This window comes from Bacillus sp. LL01 (assembly GCF_001037965.1).
Map to the genome: position 1 here is coordinate 1 of NZ_LFEL01000006.1, position 17,143 is coordinate 17,143.

The 17,143-nt window shown below is 34.6% G+C and carries 17 protein-coding genes and 1 pseudogene; 4 read left to right on the forward strand and 14 right to left on the reverse strand.

Translation table 11 applies throughout. The features are described 5' to 3' along the window. From AB685_RS16860 to AB685_RS16875, 4 genes are all read right to left on the reverse strand, one after another. Positions 1–1,659: condensation domain-containing protein (locus tag AB685_RS16860; RefSeq protein ID WP_047971786.1), on the reverse strand; the 1,659-nt coding region annotated here is incomplete at its 3' end. Beyond that, positions 1,637–2,356, reverse strand: a complete 720-nt coding sequence (locus tag AB685_RS16865; protein WP_047971787.1) for an ABC transporter ATP-binding protein — start codon at positions 2,354–2,356, stop codon at positions 1,637–1,639. The genes AB685_RS16865 and AB685_RS16860, both read right to left, overlap by 23 nt. Before the next feature lie 53 nt (positions 2,357–2,409). Beyond that, positions 2,410–4,884: an ABC transporter permease gene (locus AB685_RS16870; RefSeq protein ID WP_047971788.1), complete on the reverse strand. Its 2,475-nt coding sequence runs from the start codon at positions 4,882–4,884 to the stop codon at positions 2,410–2,412. A gap of 20 nt (positions 4,885–4,904) precedes the next feature. Continuing rightward, on the reverse strand, positions 4,905–5,540 hold the full coding sequence (locus tag AB685_RS16875; RefSeq protein WP_047971789.1) for a 4'-phosphopantetheinyl transferase superfamily protein: 636 nt from the start codon (positions 5,538–5,540) through the stop codon (positions 4,905–4,907). A gap of 591 nt (positions 5,541–6,131) precedes the next feature. On the opposite strand from AB685_RS16875, the pseudogene AB685_RS16880 reads away from it, so the two are divergent. After that, positions 6,132–6,564, forward strand: a pseudogene (locus AB685_RS16880) (VOC family protein). Between the two features lie 61 nt (positions 6,565–6,625). Here AB685_RS16880 and AB685_RS16885 read toward each other — a convergent pair. The 9 genes from AB685_RS16885 to AB685_RS31360 all read right to left on the reverse strand — a co-directional run bounded on the left by AB685_RS16885 (position 6,626) and on the right by AB685_RS31360 (position 11,394). Then, positions 6,626–6,928 carry a hypothetical protein gene (locus AB685_RS16885; protein ID WP_047971790.1) on the reverse strand — a complete coding sequence of 101 codons (303 nt, stop codon included), beginning with the start codon at positions 6,926–6,928 and terminating at the stop codon, positions 6,626–6,628. Between the two features lie 143 nt (positions 6,929–7,071). Continuing rightward, positions 7,072–7,200 (reverse strand): hypothetical protein, encoded by a 129-nt coding sequence (locus AB685_RS32395; RefSeq protein ID WP_277814294.1) that lies wholly within the window; start codon positions 7,198–7,200, stop codon positions 7,072–7,074. 27 nt (positions 7,201–7,227) lie between these two features. Further along, positions 7,228–7,476 (reverse strand): YgiT-type zinc finger protein, encoded by a 249-nt coding sequence (locus tag AB685_RS16890; protein WP_047971791.1) that lies wholly within the window; start codon positions 7,474–7,476, stop codon positions 7,228–7,230. Between the two features lie 263 nt (positions 7,477–7,739). Further along, positions 7,740–8,174 (reverse strand): HIT family protein, encoded by a 435-nt coding sequence (locus tag AB685_RS16895; protein WP_082153683.1) that lies wholly within the window; start codon positions 8,172–8,174, stop codon positions 7,740–7,742. A 5-nt stretch (positions 8,175–8,179) separates the two neighbouring features. Further along, a complete protein-coding gene (locus AB685_RS32120; RefSeq protein ID WP_241773327.1) occupies positions 8,180–8,557 on the reverse strand; it encodes a GNAT family protein in 378 nt (125 codons plus the stop codon). 2 nt (positions 8,558–8,559) lie between these two features. Further along, on the reverse strand, positions 8,560–8,781 hold the full coding sequence (locus AB685_RS32125) for a hypothetical protein (RefSeq protein WP_241773328.1): 222 nt from the start codon (positions 8,779–8,781) through the stop codon (positions 8,560–8,562). 14 nt (positions 8,782–8,795) lie between these two features. Then, on the reverse strand, positions 8,796–9,587 hold the full coding sequence (locus tag AB685_RS16905) for a YwqG family protein (RefSeq protein ID WP_047971792.1): 792 nt from the start codon (positions 9,585–9,587) through the stop codon (positions 8,796–8,798). Positions 9,588–9,718: 131 nt separating this feature from the next. After that, positions 9,719–11,242 carry a sodium/proline symporter gene (locus AB685_RS16910; RefSeq protein ID WP_047971793.1) on the reverse strand — a complete coding sequence of 508 codons (1,524 nt, stop codon included), beginning with the start codon at positions 11,240–11,242 and terminating at the stop codon, positions 9,719–9,721. Then, entirely contained in the window at positions 11,239–11,394 is a 156-nt protein-coding gene (locus tag AB685_RS31360; RefSeq protein ID WP_157860733.1) for a hypothetical protein, read from the reverse strand. The genes AB685_RS16910 and AB685_RS31360 overlap by 4 nt, the downstream gene beginning before the upstream one ends. A gap of 252 nt (positions 11,395–11,646) precedes the next feature. Here AB685_RS31360 and AB685_RS16915 point away from each other — a divergent pair, with 252 nt between their 5' ends. After that, positions 11,647–13,395: a DUF262 domain-containing protein gene (locus tag AB685_RS16915; protein ID WP_047971794.1), complete on the forward strand. Its 1,749-nt coding sequence runs from the start codon at positions 11,647–11,649 to the stop codon at positions 13,393–13,395. 73 nt (positions 13,396–13,468) lie between these two features. On the opposite strand, the gene AB685_RS16920 is transcribed toward AB685_RS16915, so the two are convergent. Beyond that, complete coding sequence (locus AB685_RS16920) at positions 13,469–14,347, reverse strand: phosphorothioated DNA-binding restriction endonuclease (RefSeq protein WP_047971795.1); 879 nt, start codon at positions 14,345–14,347, stop codon at positions 13,469–13,471. Positions 14,348–14,555: 208 nt separating this feature from the next. Here AB685_RS16920 and AB685_RS16925 point away from each other — a divergent pair, with 208 nt between their 5' ends. Together AB685_RS16925 and AB685_RS16930 are read left to right on the forward strand one after the other, a co-directional pair. Further along, positions 14,556–14,990, forward strand: a complete 435-nt coding sequence (locus tag AB685_RS16925; RefSeq protein ID WP_047971796.1) for a very short patch repair endonuclease — start codon at positions 14,556–14,558, stop codon at positions 14,988–14,990. Positions 14,991–15,355: 365 nt separating this feature from the next. After that, the gene (locus AB685_RS16930; protein ID WP_047971797.1) at positions 15,356–16,999 is read left to right on the forward strand and encodes a DNA cytosine methyltransferase; all 1,644 of its coding nucleotides are present in this window, start codon (positions 15,356–15,358) and stop codon (positions 16,997–16,999) included. Positions 17,000–17,143 lie beyond the last annotated feature (144 nt).

Genomic DNA, 17,143 nt, shown 5'->3' on the forward strand with positions numbered 1-17,143 from the left:
ATCGATCGGAACATAGCTTGCCCCTGCCTTCAAAACACCAACTATACCAATCACTAATTCTAAAGATCGTTCTCCCAAGATGACAACTGGTTCTTCTTTCTTAACCCCTACTTCAATCAATTTATGAGCCAATTCATTAGACTTTTTATTCAATTCCCCGTAGGTCATCTCTTTATCTTCAAATACTAATGCCGTTTTATTTGGGAGTTTATCAGCTATTTCTTCAAATATTTCCTTTATATTGACTTCATCATAATTTCTTTCCAAATCATTGAATATTCCAGTTATTATTGCTTTCTCTTCATCTGTTATTATATTTATCGAATCCACTAATTTGTCTGGATGTAACGCAAGTTGTAGGGAAGTTTTCTTTAGTTGTAGAAGGATACGCTTAATATCATATTCTGAAAACAAGCTAGGATTGTAAAGCATATCTAATTGCAATGTTTTCAATTGATTAACACGTAATGTAAGGGGATAATTGGTTTGTTCTCTTGCTTTGATAATTTCAAATGATAATCCTTCTTGTTCCGATAAAATGCCTTCTTTTGTTACAAAGTTTTCAAAAGCATATACAGAATTTATAAGACTCTTATTCAAGGATCTTGATTGAATATCAGCTAAGGAACAGTGTTGATAATCAAGACTGTTCGTGCCTTGATTTTGCATTTTTAGTAACAGCTCTAGGCAAGTTATATCACTATTAACTTGAACTCTTGAAGGAATCGTATTAATAAACAATCCTACAGTTTCTTCTATACCAGGCAGCATAATATCTCTTCCTGAAACGACTTTTCCGTACACTACATCATTGGAACCACTATAGGATTGCAATAAAAGGCCCCATGCAGTCTCGATTAAAGTACTTACGGTTACATTATAAGAAGCCATCTTTTCCCTTATGGTATGATATTCAGATTCTGTAAAAGGAATACTATATTCCAAAACAGTCTTATCACTAATTTCCTCATTTCCCAAAGATTGAATTTTAGCATCTGTATCATATCCATGAAGAAGCTCGTCCCAATATTTATAGTCCTCTTCTTTATCTTTCCTCTGCAACCATTTAATATAATCTCCATAAGAAGTCTTTAAGTTTCTAGTATTTTTTATAGCTGAAATAATACTTTCTTTGGATTCACCTTTTTTCAAAGCAAAATAAAAGTTCAAATAGTTTTCAAAAAGAATCGGTAAACACCAGCCATCAATAATAATATGATGAAAACTCCATATCATCATCCATTCATCCTGGGATAATCTTATTATAGCTACTCTGAAGTTTGAGGCTTTCTCAAAATCAAAGCCTCTCTTACTGTCCTGTTCGAGGAACTTCTCTATTTCAGCTTCTTGTTCCTCAGATGAATATTCTTGAAAGTCCAACTCCTCAAAATCTATTAGTCTATCTCTTAGCACGATTTGTACTGGCTTTCTAAATCTATTAAGAGGAATCATTGTTCTTAAAGCTTCATGTTTTCGTGCTAGAAGTTGTATACTCTCATTAGCTACATCTACCGAAAAGTCACCTTTTATTTTCAAACTTGTCTGCACAACGTAATTTCCAGACTTTTCATTTAACATCTGATGAAACAGCATTCCTTCTTGTAAAGGACTTAGGGAATATACCTTTTCAATATTATTATTTAGATTCGGCGTATTCATAACTAAACACCTCCCTCATTTTATCCTCTACAATCACCCCATCACGTAGTCGAATCAATCTATCTCCATATAATGTCATACTTTCATCGTGAGTAACTTGAATTATGGTTATCCCATAATTTTTATTAACTTTTTTAAATAATTCCATAATTGTTTTACTAGATTTACTGTCTAAATTACCTATTGGCTCATCAGCAAGTATAATACTAGGGTTAATAATAATTGCTCTTGCAATGGCTACACGTTGTTGTTGCCCACCTGATAAGCGACTTGGAATTTCCTTACGTTTATCACTAAGGCCGACAATTTCTAAAATTTCATCTAGCTTTTCATTATAGTCTTTCACGTTTTGTCCACTCATAGCTATGGGTAACAGTACGTTTTCCTCCACTGACAGATTGTGTACCAAATTATAAAATTGAAATACAAATCCTATATCTGATCGTCGTATCTTACTCAATTCTTTATCTTTTAGTGACTGAATGTCTTTATCCTTTATAAAGATTTGCCCTGATGTAGGCGCATCTAAGCCTCCCAATAAATATAGTAATGTGCTCTTTCCACACCCAGAAGGTCCCATAATAGATACAAATTGACCTTGATCCACATCAAAAGATATTTCTTTAAGAACTTTTGTTATATTACTCCCATTACCAAAATTCTTGGAAAGATTTCTTACTTTTATTACTTTTTTCATATTCTATTCCCCCAGAGTTTTATGCTTGATTCTATCAGCAGCTTATATATCTCTTATTCATATTTGATTTCTTCAACTACGTTCATCTTGGTAATCTTATACATTGGAATTAGTGAGGTTAAGATAAGAATAATAAATATTATACCTACAACACTTAGTACATCCAGCCACTGGAAACTGAATTGTAGATAAATCCCTATTGAACTTAATAAACCTTGTAGTAATTTGCTCAACCACAGGCTTAAAGTCAAGCCGAATCCACATCCTATTAAAAAGGAATTCATTATTTCAAAAAATATCATTGTATTTAATTGGGCCCTGCTCATAGAAACTGAATACAACACAGCATACTCTCGCTTTCTTTGTATAAAACCAATAACTTGATTGTTTATTAAGCCAACAGCTGATAGTAATATAGAAAGAAACAAGAATATCCAAACTGTAGATAGCAACCCGCTGACCCTTTGGTCTTGCTCTTCGACAAATTCACTTATGGTTTGTACTGTAATATCTTCTCCGGATAATTCTTTATATAAAGTCTTTTTCATCTGATCTAAGTTTTCACTAGATGCAATATACATGGTACTAGGTATATCATTTATATCTCTTTTAAATTGTGATTCGGAAAAAACGATGGTATTTCTAGAAGTAGTAAATAGTGATGAGTCTACAGTACCTACTATTTTGACTTGAATCTTTTCAGATATAAGGTTATCTGATTTAATCTCCAGCTGATCTCCTATTTTCAATTCATTTTTCGCGCCATAAAACTCGTCTATCATGACTTCTCCAACATTAAGATCCTTTATATTTCCTACTACGTTTTTAACACCAAGTCTTTCATCTTCAAAACCAGTGACAACAAGATTTAATTCATTTCCATTGATGTGTATATCGTCGTAAAAACTATATAAAAAATTAAGGTCTTCCACGCCTGTGACTTGCTTTAATTTCAGATATTCATCTTCCTTTTTTTCCATTCCATATATCTGAATATCCGATTCAAATGCATCTTTTGCTTTTCCAAATAAATTTTCAAGAGACATAGAAGTTATGAATATCATCAAGACCACAGAAAGTGAAATAACGACAAGTTTAATATTCGAGTTGATAATCTTACTATCTGAAATATTTCTTGCCCCAAGTGATGGTGCTGACCCGAATATCGATTTATTAACCTTACTAAAGAGCAAGGATAAGTATTTTGTAATAAAGGGTAATAACCATATGCCCCCAGCCATAGCTGCTACTAAAGCTAGGATAGATAAGATAATATTATAATCATTGTTTATTTTATATAGCGTATAAGATAAGACTAAAAACACAAACCCTAAGACTGTAAGTATCTTAGGCACTCTTTGAATGGTATTAAACTCTTCAAATATTAAACTTTTTACGGAATAATTACCAATTTGATGAATCACATGAAAAACACTAATTAATTGAATAGCTATTGCAAATAACAGTGCAAAAATCACGTAAGTATAATTCATGGGTACTGATATCTGCCCCATTGATTCACCAGATATCCCCTGCGTCAAGGCGCCTAATATCGTTTCCTTGAAGTAAATCCCACAAATTATCCCGAGGATCCCTCCTAGAACTCCATATATAAAATTCTCTACAATTAGTATGAGGTTCACTTTTGCCTTAGTAGCTCCCAGGCTTCTAAATGTACCTACTACAGGAATTCTTGATAACAATATAACCTTAGCATTTGAAGAAATAACATAATAGTTCATGATGATAGCTAGTACTAAAATTATTAACAATACTTGGCTAATCATACCCGTATTAAAATCTATTAAATCTTGATCTACTAAAGGCTGTATATTGAATTCTTTATTGTTCTTTATCAATGTCTGAATACTCTCGTTTATATTTGCATCATCTTCTAAGTTTAGTAAAAGCGTATTTATATTGTTTTTTTGATCTGTTATATTTTCCACTTCAGAACTTGTCATAACAATCAGGTTTTCATTGTCAACTCCCAGGAATAATCCTGTCTTTTCCCCAATTGCCCCTATTTTATATTCCCTTAGGCCAATTTGAGTTTGAATGGAAACCTTATCCCCTAATTTATATCCATAATTTTCAGCTAATTGCGGACTAATTAAAATTAGTTCATCTTGACTTAAATCAAATTTATCTTTCTCTGAAATTGCAAATAACCCTGAATCAAAACAACTCTCTTTACTGCAGCCATAAAGTTTAAGGGTTAATAAATCATTATTATCAACTACTCCATAGGTGACTATAGCTAAGGATTTTTCCTTTACATCTATATCCTTATCATTAAACTCACTTGCCATAAAAAAAGGTTCCTCAGTGTCTTTATAGTTAATCATCACATCGTACCCATTATATGACTCTTCGTTTAGTTTCTGGTATTGAAGTAGAATATCATCTCGTGCAACAAGGTTTATATATAAAATAAATGTCGAAATCATGAGAGAAAGTAAAATTAAAAGGCCTCTTAATTTGTTTTCTCTGATGTTTCTTGCAATATACATCATAAAAATCTTCATATGTCTTAACCCCTCATCGTTTAAATTGCTACAGATAAAACATAATTTTCTCTTGAATTGATTTTCTGATAGAAATTGTCTAATTCATAAACATTTACATCTGTCAGGGGCTCAATCAGTCCAGTGCCAAGCATTTTAAAATAGCTTTCTTTCATTGTCCAAATTTTTGTTAATTCTAAATCTTTATCGACTGCCTTATTCATCATTTCTATTTCTTTTTGTGAACAAATTGCCGCAGCTAATTTTTTGTCATACTTTATTATGTCTTGAATATCTACTCCGATCTTTTCAGTGGCAATCGCACAAGCTACCCCCACTTTGCAATGACTAATATTAAAATGTATTCCAGGGAATGACTTTAGAAAAGGTTTGTTATTTTCATTAAATGTGAACTCATAGGAATCATAAATACTAAATGTTTTTTGCATAGCTAAGACAAATAATGCATACGAAACAATACATAGCTTTTTATCTAATTCATTCCTATATCTCTTTGCGCTAATTTGACGATTTACAGGCATGATTTTAAACATCATATCCAACATTTCATCATTGATTTGCTCTAACGCGGTATATGTAAAAACATTTATCAACTTACCATTCAGATGTGTTTTTTCTATAGAATAGTCCTTTAAAAGACCAGTTACTGAATTCATCTTTTTTTCTACCCCAAACTATTGTTAAGTCTCATAATGCCCCCTAGGTTAACTTATTTTATTTTCGGGAAATAAGGTTACATATAACTCTTTCACATATATCTGCAAAATTATGAAAATATCTTAAAGACTAGATATAGGAATAAAAATGCACGACTGTAAAATTTTTGGTGCAGGGTCATTATTACTAATATACCGAACTTTTACATTAAAAAAATATTCTTTTAGGAATATTCCATTATTATGTAAGCAAAAGTGCCTATTACCAATGGATGAATCCTAAAGATTTTTTACAGTCAGCTTACCATTCTCTTGGAAAGGGGACAGGATATTCGGGAAGGACTGACCTTATACTCATGAAACCTTCATCATTCCCCTCCACTCGCTACGATTTTACAAAAACTGTATATACATAACTATCATGTTTCGACCTGTTTGTAGATACTCCTGCATAAATTTGCAAAATAAGATTTGACCTTTAAAAGAAAGGAGCAATTTTCAGAGAATATGTCGTCTCCCTTTCAGCCCAAAAGGGTTTCCCACCTCTCTGTAGAATACTTCACTTATTGGGACCACAAAGGAGGAAATACAATGAACCGCTTAAATATCATTACACTCGGCACAAAGGACATCGTAAAATCACACCAGTTTTACAAGGACTTAGGCTTTGCCACGTCAGTCAGAGGACCAGAATCCGCTCCAGCCATTATTTTTTTAAAAATGAAGGCAAAAGGATCGCACTTTATCCGGCAGGTGAATTAGCGAAAGATGTGAACGAACAGCAACCTTCGGAAGTTGGAAAAGGTTTTGTGGGAACCACCCTGGCTTATAATACAAAATGAAGTGGACGAAGTTATTAAGAAAACGGAGTTAACAGGAGCGACCATTCAGAAAAAGCCACAAAAAACGGACTGGGGCGGTTATAGTGGTTACTTTACCGATCTTGACGGCTACTATTAGGAAGTTACTTACGGGGAAGCTCTTGGAATTTGATGAATCTATGTTGGTGATTGAGGATGTGTGAAGAAGCTACAGACGTTAACCTGTAGCTTTTATTTTTATGACTTAAAAGCATTGAAGAGGGTTTAATAAAAGAAAAAGAATGACGCAAAGCATCCCAGAAGTATAGAACATGATGCAAGGAAAAAGGGGTTTATGTAACTTATCTTTTCTTCATTAGAGGATGGAGCGTATTTCCCTAGATACTGAACCGCTACAGTGGCTGCTCCAAATGTAGAAGCACCACCACTATACGTGACAAACGCAGCGACAATGCTTGTAATGAATGCCACATTACTAAATCGAAAGTCAAAAAAGTGGGCGATCATGAAGATAATACCTAGTAAGACTATTAAGGTTAAGAAAAAATAGAGAAAGAGCTTTTTCATTTGTATGAACCCCTTTCTAACTGAAGTGATTTAGATAATATACGGTTTACAAGTAAAAAAGTTCCATAAAAAAAGACCATAGCTATTCATACATTGAGCTATGACAATTTATATAATTCTCTTACCGCATTCAATTTTTACGTTCATCCAAACATCCCTTTAATAGATCTAATAACTTTTAAAGCTTCTTTGTTCTTTTTCTCCATCTTGGTTTCTCCTTTTAGCCGGGTTAGTTTCTTTGGTGTCGCCTTCAGTTTTTCAGGTTTCTCCATTCGCTATCCCTTCTTTCTTTTAGTCCTTTACTGACTTAAGCTACAATCAAATTCGTTTTCATTTGTACTCTCGTAATGCTTTACCGCCATCTTGTAGTATTCCACGTGGTCTCTGGGACTAATTGTTATTTCATCACATTGTAAACATTTAAATACCGGAAAGTTACGGATAACCAAGTCTATCTCTTCGAATTCCTCTTGAATGGTGATTTTTGTAGGTACAGCAACATCACCGCAAATGCACTCTCTACTTGTCGCTGGTTTTGCATCTCTCATACTTAATCACCCTTCAGAGTTAATTTAAAACATAGGAATATAGTAATTTATTCCCATAATGGGCATTAATGACACTCTATATACCCATTAATACTTTCACTTGAAAATTTCATTACTTTAACATACCCTCTAGTAAATCAAGCTCCAATACAAGTGGCTCATCATAACTTTCAACTAAGTCTGTCTCTAGATAGGCTCGCAAAGCACCGTTTTCTGTATTACTAAATGTATAACCCTCTGAATTTGTAAGATAGTCTTAGTATTCATTTAATTATCTCCTCAATCACCTCAACCATCCTCCCCCTAACCCGCTCCAACTCCCTCACATCCACTTCCCCCACCGCTTCCTCCGTATAAAAATCCCCAAACCATTGCCCCTTATACCTCGGCACCACATGCATATGGTAATGAGTCAACTCATTAAACACACCACCATTTTGGTTAATGGTGATGCCGTCTGGTTGATATAGGTGCTTCAATGCTTTGGATAATAGTATAGAAGCTTTCATAATGGCATTGGCGGTTTCCTCATCGAGTTCGTCGACATCTAAGGAATGTTGTTTCGGCAAGATTAAGGTATGTCCCTCATTAAACGGGTCGTGGTCTAGGAAGCACGTGACATATTCATCTTCGTAGATCATATAGATTGCTTCGCTTTTGTTGGCTAATCTGCAGCCTAGGCAGTCTTCATGTGCCACCTTTCTCACCCCTTCACACCCAAAATATAACCGCGATCTCCTAACCCCTTCTCAAAATACTCCCCCCGCAAAATCCCATAGATCGCACAATCCTTATATTGACCTTTAGAATTCCGAATCATATCTCTCACAATCCCTTCTTGCACCATCCCTGCCTTGCTCATGATGCGACCGGACGCTGGGTTGTCGGTGTTATGTGCAGCAGCAATCTTATGAAGATTCATGTGCCGAAAGCCAAGTTCGATCACGGCTCGCAACGCTTCCGTGCCATACCCCTGATTCCACCACCGGTAACCGAGAGAATAACTCACCTCGCAATTTCCGGTTGCCTCTTCAAAGTCATACAAATCAATCTCGCCAATCAGCTCTCCGCTATCCTTCAACTTCACTGCCCAATAACAAAAATCTTCCTTCTCATATTCGACACAATATTGGCCACTCTCTCCACCGTCTCACCAACTGTTTTATGCGCCGCACTCACTCGATTGTCTGTCACTCGCTCATCTGAAATCCAGTGGTCAAACACCTTCTGGGCATCACCGAGTTCAAACTTCTCCAAGATTAATCTATCTGTTACTAGCTGTGGTGTTCCGTCATATGTAATCACTTTGCACCTCCCCCCTAAAAACACTGCAACGTAAAAGCCACCCGATCAAACCGCTTCTCCATCAAGTCCTCTTTCTCCATACAGAAGTACAACATGCCACTATCTCCCCACATGACATCTGCCAGTTCTTCATCCGAATCAATCTGGAACAAGAGCACAGGATCCTTCCCATCCTCAAAAAGCTCCTCTAACACATCATCCTGAATATTCATCGGCTCGCCCAGCATATAATGCGCCGGCACCACCTTGCCATCTTCGTCCTCTGGCTGCACTAGCTCCTGACGGAAATCAAAGTAATTCGCTTCATCATCATCATCTGCAAAAACCAGGTTCTCGGGACTTTCTGGCAATGTCACTATCGTCTCAAACGACAGATGGAACGCTGGAAACGCAACAAACTCCGTCCTACTACTTGGACTTCCCTTCCTCTCCAACTCCCCTAAATCATCATCAAAATAAAGCACCTTAAAGCATCCCTCATCCTCCTCAAATCCCCAAGGCTGCTCCAACGCCTCATAAAACAAATACAAAATGCCGCGCTCAGGCAACAGATTATCTTTGTCATAGGGTTTTGCTTCAGACAAGTTTACCTGTAACATGAAAGTTAAATAGTCATCTTCATAACGTGGGAACTCCCAATCTGCGGGCAAGTCTGGGGAACCTCCTATTTTAGAAGAGCCAAGTGGGATGTCTATTTCATCAGTTTTAACTTTATTTAGTTTAATAGAGTTTTTAAAATTGGCGATGATCGCTGACTTATGGTTTGATAAAGCGTGTTCATTTAGTAATTGGTCGATTTTTTGCATATAGAGTTGCCTCCTATATATAAATACTGGTTTACATATTCCACTTTTCGACAATAGTTTTGAAAATCCTCTTCTTTATGCCAAAAAGAGGGATAACCATGTACGGCTATCCCTCTCCTTCTAAAGTAAATTTAAGCACTCTCTTTCAAACTCTCCAATACTTCCTCAGCATTATCTGGTTTTTTTGTAAACAAACTGATAATTACTGTGAATAACGTTGCGACAATAAACCCTGGAACAGCCTCATACGTGATGCCAAAGAAATACGTGTTTAGTAGTTCTTTGATATCTGGTAAGAAAGCATAAGTCCATTGAGGCTGTTGTTTCACCAGGATTACCGTAATTAATCCTGTAATCATTCCCCAAAGAACACCTTGTTTGGATACACCTTTCCAATAGAAAGATAGAAGAAGAGCTGGGCCGAAGCAGGCTCCTAGTCCACCAAAGGCGAATAATACCATCCAAAATACAAACTCCTGAGCTGTGAATGCAAGGATGAGAGAAAGACCCATAAACACAACGGTCGTAACTCGGCTTAATAATACTAGCTTCTTTTGTGGAAGCTCTTTATCTTTCCCGATAATTTTTTGATAAATATCTCGAATGAAGGCGCTGGATCCCACAAGCAATTGACTATCCGCACTCGACATGATGGCGGCTAACACTGCGACTAGTAAGAAACCAAAAAATAATGGATGTAAGATTTCAGACCCTAATGAAAGGAATACCTGTTCTTGATTTCCGTTAGGCAACATGCTGATATCTGGAAAGTAAGCACGACCAGCCAAGCCGATCATTACTGCCCCCCATCCCATCAGAACATTCCAGATGGAACTAATTAATGCAGCTTGTCTCATTTCCTTCACGTTCTTAAGGGACATGTATCTTACTAAAATATGAGGGTTACCAGGACTCCCAAACCCAATGCCAATCAAGCCGATAATGGCACCGAAACCAAAGGCAAATGGGCTAATGAAACCGCCTCCTTCCGTATTCATAGCTTCTAGAATGGGTCCGAAGCCACCTAAGCCTATCACGGCGATAGTAGGAAGAAGCACGAGTGAAACAAACATAAATCCTGCCTGAATCACATCGGTCTTACTAACGGCATGAAATCCACCTAACATGGTATAAGCTAATAAAATAAAGGCAGTTAACCACATACCTACCGTTGGTGATACTCCCATACTAGTAGCAAATGCTCCCCCACCAGCAACCAGCTGACTACCTACATATGCAATCATAAAGAAAATAATAATAATGGCACTTACTGCTCTCAAAATATGTTTTTTGTCATCGAAGCGAGTTTCTAAAATATCCGGTACGGTAATACTGCCGGTATTTTCACTGTACGTTCTGAATCTCTTCGCCACATAGAAAAACATAAAAACTTCAACTGTAATATACCCAGCTATTGCCCAAACTGCGTTAAGACCAGTAGCATAGGCAGTTCCCGTTACCCCAAGGACCAACCAGGCACTCCGCCCAGAACTTACCGCCGATAAAGCGACCGTCCATTTATTTAAGTTCCTACCAGCAAGGAAAAAATCCGTTAATCCTTCTGAACTTTTTCTGGAACTTATAAATCCTATTAAAAGGAGACCTACCAAATATAAGACTAAAATAGTAATAGCAATTGGTTCTACCGTAATCATTGAGAAACACCACCTTTTGTATTCATATCATTTGAAACCGAATTTTTTACATTTTTATTTTCTTTTCTTCCTGTATGTACGTAACAAACAACTGCCGTGATTAGGATTAAAGCGGGCAGACCTATTAAGCCGAAAAAGATTTCTAAGTTCATGTTGCTATCCTCCTTATTTTTTTAATATTCACATAAAACAATCTTATCTTTTTTATTCTACAAAAACAATTTAGATTTTAACAATATAATAAACTTAGAATATGCCGATTTAATATCCGGGATTTTTTATTTATTATTACATGTAAAAAATGCAGAAAATTGCTTTAAATTGAAAGATTTTATTGATCCGTTCAATTTGGTCTTCTACAATTACATTATAAAGAAATATTTTTAAACTAGGGGATGTCAAAATTGAGTATCAACAAACAGTTTCACTCTGATGGTTTAGTAAAAATCACTTCATTACTTAATGGACAAGATCGATATAAAATTCCTATTATGCAAAGGAATTATGTGTGGGGGAAAGAAAATCTTAAGGATTTTATTAATGATATAAAAGAAAGTATGGAGGAGGATCCTGAACAAGACTATTTTATAGGAAGTATGGTTTTTTCCGAAGATGAACCAAATATGAAATTAGTAATAGATGGACAACAACGTATTACTACCATTACTTTATTAATTTCTGCAGCAATTTTTCATTTTAAAAAAGATGAATCTATGGAATATATTAATTACTATAGAAACTTCTTAATAACCAGTTATATTAATAACAATGGTGAGTTTACTAATAGTTATAGACTTTCTCATCATACAAGAGATAACGAATTCTATAAGAAGATCATTGAATATAACCCCGATCAAAGATATGTAGTAAATAGTACTTCTCAAAAGAATTTACTTTCAGCAATTGAAACTTTAATAGAGGAAATTGATCCAACGGCCGGTTTTCCATTAAAACAATTTATGAATTATTTAACTAATAAGGTTTATATTGTATCAATGGTTTCCGGCAGTATTAATATGGCTTTTAGAATATTTGAAACGCTAAACGATCGCGGTTCAAAGCTTCAGCCAGAAGATTTATTAAAGAATATGTTACTACGGGACTTAAAAGATGATCAATATGAATTTATTGTTGCTATTTGGGATAAATTTGTTAATCATCTAACAGATAATAATGGTAAACCGATTGTTAATACTTCAACTTTCCTTAAACATTTTCTAATGTCTAAAGGTTATCTAGTACAAAAGAAAAACATCTATAATTGGTTTGAAAAGCAAATTGAAGCTTCAAAAAAAGATGAAAAACCAGTTTATGAATTAAAATCCTATTCAGGAGTTTTGTCTCTAGTTACTGAATTAGAACAAGCTGCTTCGATATATTTAAAAGCATATGAGGGAAATATAAGTGAAAATATTACCGCTTGCCTAAGTTTAGGAGTAAAACAAACTTATATAATTGCTCTTGCTACTTGTAATTTAAATAATGAACTATCTCATGAAATCTATAGAAAGCTAGAAACTTTGATATTTAGTTATGTCATTTCTTCTTCTCGTTTTAACGAATTAGAAAAAGAACTTCCGAGTATCGCTAAGGAAATAAGGAAAGCATCTGGCAGAGATGATCATTTTAATAACGCCCTAATAAGCATGCAACAATTGATTAACAATAAAAAAGAAGTTGCCTTATCTGCTTTTGAACAATATAAATTAAAAGGCTCTGACAAGAAAAAAGTAATTTATATTTTATCTAAACTCGCTTCCTCATTTGATGAGGGTAATTACTCCAATTTAACAATCGAGCACATCATGCCAGAAGACAAAAAAAATTATTGGGGTGCCATAAAGGAAGATGGCGCTGAATACAAAGCTTTGGTATCAAGTATTGGAAATCTGACATTGTTATCAAAATCGGATAATAGTTCTCTCAAAAATAAGTCTTTTAATGAAAAGAAATTAGTTTATGAAAACCAACCAACATTCACCCGTTCCATTGTGAAGAAAATAGAAACAGGAACTAAAAATACAAAACATGATAAAGCTATAAAAAAATATGAGTATCAACCTGTTACGGAAACATGGGATAAAAAAGAAATTCTTAAAAGAGCAAAAGCTTTGCGTAGACTTGCAGAATACGTTTGGTTTGAAGAGAAATAAAAAGACAAGACCTCAAGAGATAAAATGAGGTCTTGTCTTTTTTAATTCGTCTACTATATTATTTTACTATTAACTAACTAATGATATACCTCTCCGGCCCCTTAAATACTTCCTTAACATGCCAATAAATGAAGTCATCCTTTGGGTAGTAGCTTGTCTCAATTGGGTTCACTATCTCATTCCAGTGGTACCTCATCAACCATTCATCAAAACCATTGGTGCCATGCGCATCCTGCGATACAATCATTCGACGTTCATTATTAATAGTAAACACACCTCTGTCGAATAGCTTATGATGAAGCGAGCATAGAGCTATGCCATTCTCCTCTACATCCGGGCCACCAGCCTGGTGCCACTTGATATGAGCAGCTTCCACTCCAACAAGAGTATGGGCAAGCCGGATATTAAACCCACAGACAGCGCAGCTATATCCATAAGCTCTGAGTATATTATCCCTGAACTTTGAGTCTCTTTTCCTCTTTTTTGAATAGGTAAAAGAGAAATCCAATCCAACCGCACTCAATATATCTTCATGAATGGTGGTAGGAAAGTGCTGATCTAGTATAATTTGTGCGAGTTCTGGAATATGTTGCATATTTTCTCTTAGGACTCTATAAACTTCTGGATTAAACCCTCCGGACACATGGTCATTTATCAACATCCTATTATTAGGGTTAGCTAAATCAACCTTCTCAACCAACTCCCATATTCCATCTCTGGAAAGTCTGACGAAAGGTTCTTCCGGATGATAGGATTTTCTAATAGGTCCGAAGTCAATCAATAACTGTCTAAGATCTTTACCAACCAATTCATATGGCAATAATCTTTTATCATGCTTATGTATTTGCGCTAAAGCATATAGGATCAATAATGGTTTGTGCGGAGCTCTTTGGTTCCCTTTTTTCCAGATTGTTAAGTTACTTAATAAACTTCTAAGCTCTTCCAGCTTCAACTGCTTCGCCTCTATTTCTAATTATTATCAAATTTCATTGAATTAATTATATCAATCTATAGAACACCAAACAAACAGATATTACCATCCAAGAACTTTTTCCTTCTAAATGAGTTAACAATAGAAAAAGGATTTTGGGGTATAGGAATACATAAGTAATATAAAAAAAAGCCACAATTTAATTAACCCCAAAGGAGGTGTTCTGCTCATGGCTGATAATATGTCAAAAGAAAAAAGATCAAAAACAATGCGTGCAATCCGCTCCCAATCCAAATTGGAAAATAGACTTACAAAAGCATTATGGAGGAAGGGCTACCGATTCCGAAAGAATGTAAAGGATCTTTACGGAACACCTGATATAGCCATTAAAAAGTATAAAGTTGTCATATTTATTGACTCATGTTTTTGGCATGTATGTCCCCTTCACGGGAATATGCCCAAGAGCAACCAGGAATTCTGGAATAAAAAACTTTCACGTAATATGGAGAGAGATATGGAAGTAACCAATTATTACCAAAAATATGGTTGGAACGTAAAAAGGGTTTGGGAGCATGAAATAAAAGAAGATATTATCAAAGTAGTTACTGATATCTCTCTTTTTATAGAAAAAGCAAAAAAGGGATATTCTTCTATTCCCTACTGAAACAGCTCTTACAGAAAATGGGACAATAAAACATATTTTATCTCTTTCATTTTAATCAGTCCAAGTATATTTGCTTCCATGCATGGTTGTCTCCTCAATACCAACCAATTTATGCGTTATCCTCGCATTCCTTATGAAGGAATACGCAAGCAAGATTCGGTAATCCTGCTTCCATATAAATTTAAGTACAGGAAGAACTACATTGATTTTCTTTCCAAATCATTTTTTTATGATGATTTCTTATAGATTGATAAAATTTATTTTTAACACATTACTAAATATATTTATTCCGGCTGCAAAAGAACACAATTTTATTTTATAATTGAGTAACACGGTCAATATAGAAATAGAAGGTGTTGCAGAAGATGGAAAAATATAAAGTTTTAGACTTATTTGCTGGAGCTGGAGGCTTGAGTCTTGGATTCACTCAAACTGATAGGTTTGAAACAGTTATGGCTGTTGAAATTAATAAAAATGCAGCCAGAACTTATACTCAAAATCACAATTTAGAAGTTTATACTCAAGATATTAGAAGTATTAATTTTACAGACTATGTCAAGTTTCCGGAGCTTAAAGAGGTCAATGTCATAGTAGGAGGGCCACCCTGTCAAGGGTTTTCAAATTCTAATCGACAAAAAAGTGAGTTGTTTTCTAATAATAACCTTTTAGTAAAAGAGTTCGTAAGAGCAATCAAAGAAGTTCACCCTATTGCTTTCGTTATGGAAAATGTAAAAACGATTACTTCTGATAAACACAAGTTTTTTGCAACAAGTGATGAGCTGAATGAACTCTCATCTATCGGTATTCAAATTAAAGAGGAAAATCTTTTTATTGGTAATTTAAAGTCCTTTAATCAGCATCTAGTAAATATATTTAACCATGGGGATATTACAGGTGCTTTCGTAGATGCAAATTTACTTACAAAGCTTAAGTCACTTTCCAGATTCATAAATAAACATCAAAGTGCAAAAGGTTTTTTCGATAAAAATTCCAGTTTCCTTATTCGAAGTGTACAAAATTGGAACAAACATTTTAACCATTACAATAACGAAGAAATTAAAGAATTAATACGCAAACTAAAAATAAGTATTGAATTCAGTTTAAACAAAGATGGCTGCAGTTTAACTTTATTGGAGGAAGTTAAACAAGTAATAGAAATACACAATATAACCTTAATTTTCAAAGAAATTATAGACAAAAAAATGAAGTGTACCAATGCTTTCATAATGGAAGATAAAGGTATTGTTATTAAGGGTTACACCTTTACCGTGTTGGATTTTCTTTTAAATACTTTTAAGTCACTCGGTTATCAACTGGATTTTGGTGTATTGAATTCCGCCCAATTTGGGGTGCCCCAAGAAAGAAATCGTTATTTTATTATTGGTAATAAGAAATCAAAACCTATTCTGCCAAAAGCTATATTAGCTAGAGATGAATTCTTTAATATTGGACATGCTATATCAGATATTGCTGACCTTCAACCTGTTTTTTCACCATTAGATGAGACAAAGATTAAAAAGATTAAAAAATCCGATCATCCATTAAGTAGTTACTTAAATGCTGAAGTAGATTACCTCCCTAATCATATAGTCACCCAATCTACCAAAATTGCCCTTGAAAGATTTAAAAGTTTAACTCCAGGTCAAAATTTTCATGATTTAGATGATTCATTGAAATCGACATACGCTGATACTAAAAGAACACAAAATACAATCTATAAAAGATTAAATTATATTGATGTTTGTAAAACTGTAGTGAATGTACGTAAATCAATGTGGGTTCATCCGACCAAAAACAGGGCAATAAGTATCAGGGAGGCTGCTAGATTACAATCTTTCCCTGATGATTATATTTTCTATGGTTCAAAAGACTCCCAATATCAACAGATAGGAAATGCCGTTCCACCACTTTTGGGAAGAGCAGTAGCAGAAGGAGTCCTTCATTCCTTTAATGAAAAGCCAACCATCAGACTATCAAAGCTTTTTAATATACAAAGTACTACCTCCTAATCAATAACAAACATTGATAAAGAATAACTTAAAGGGATAGCTCATGCTATCCCTTTAAACAACAACTTTTATAGCTCCACAGCTGATAATATATTCCACTAAAAATAAAATAATTATTCCATGGAAGTACGAAAGCTTAATAAG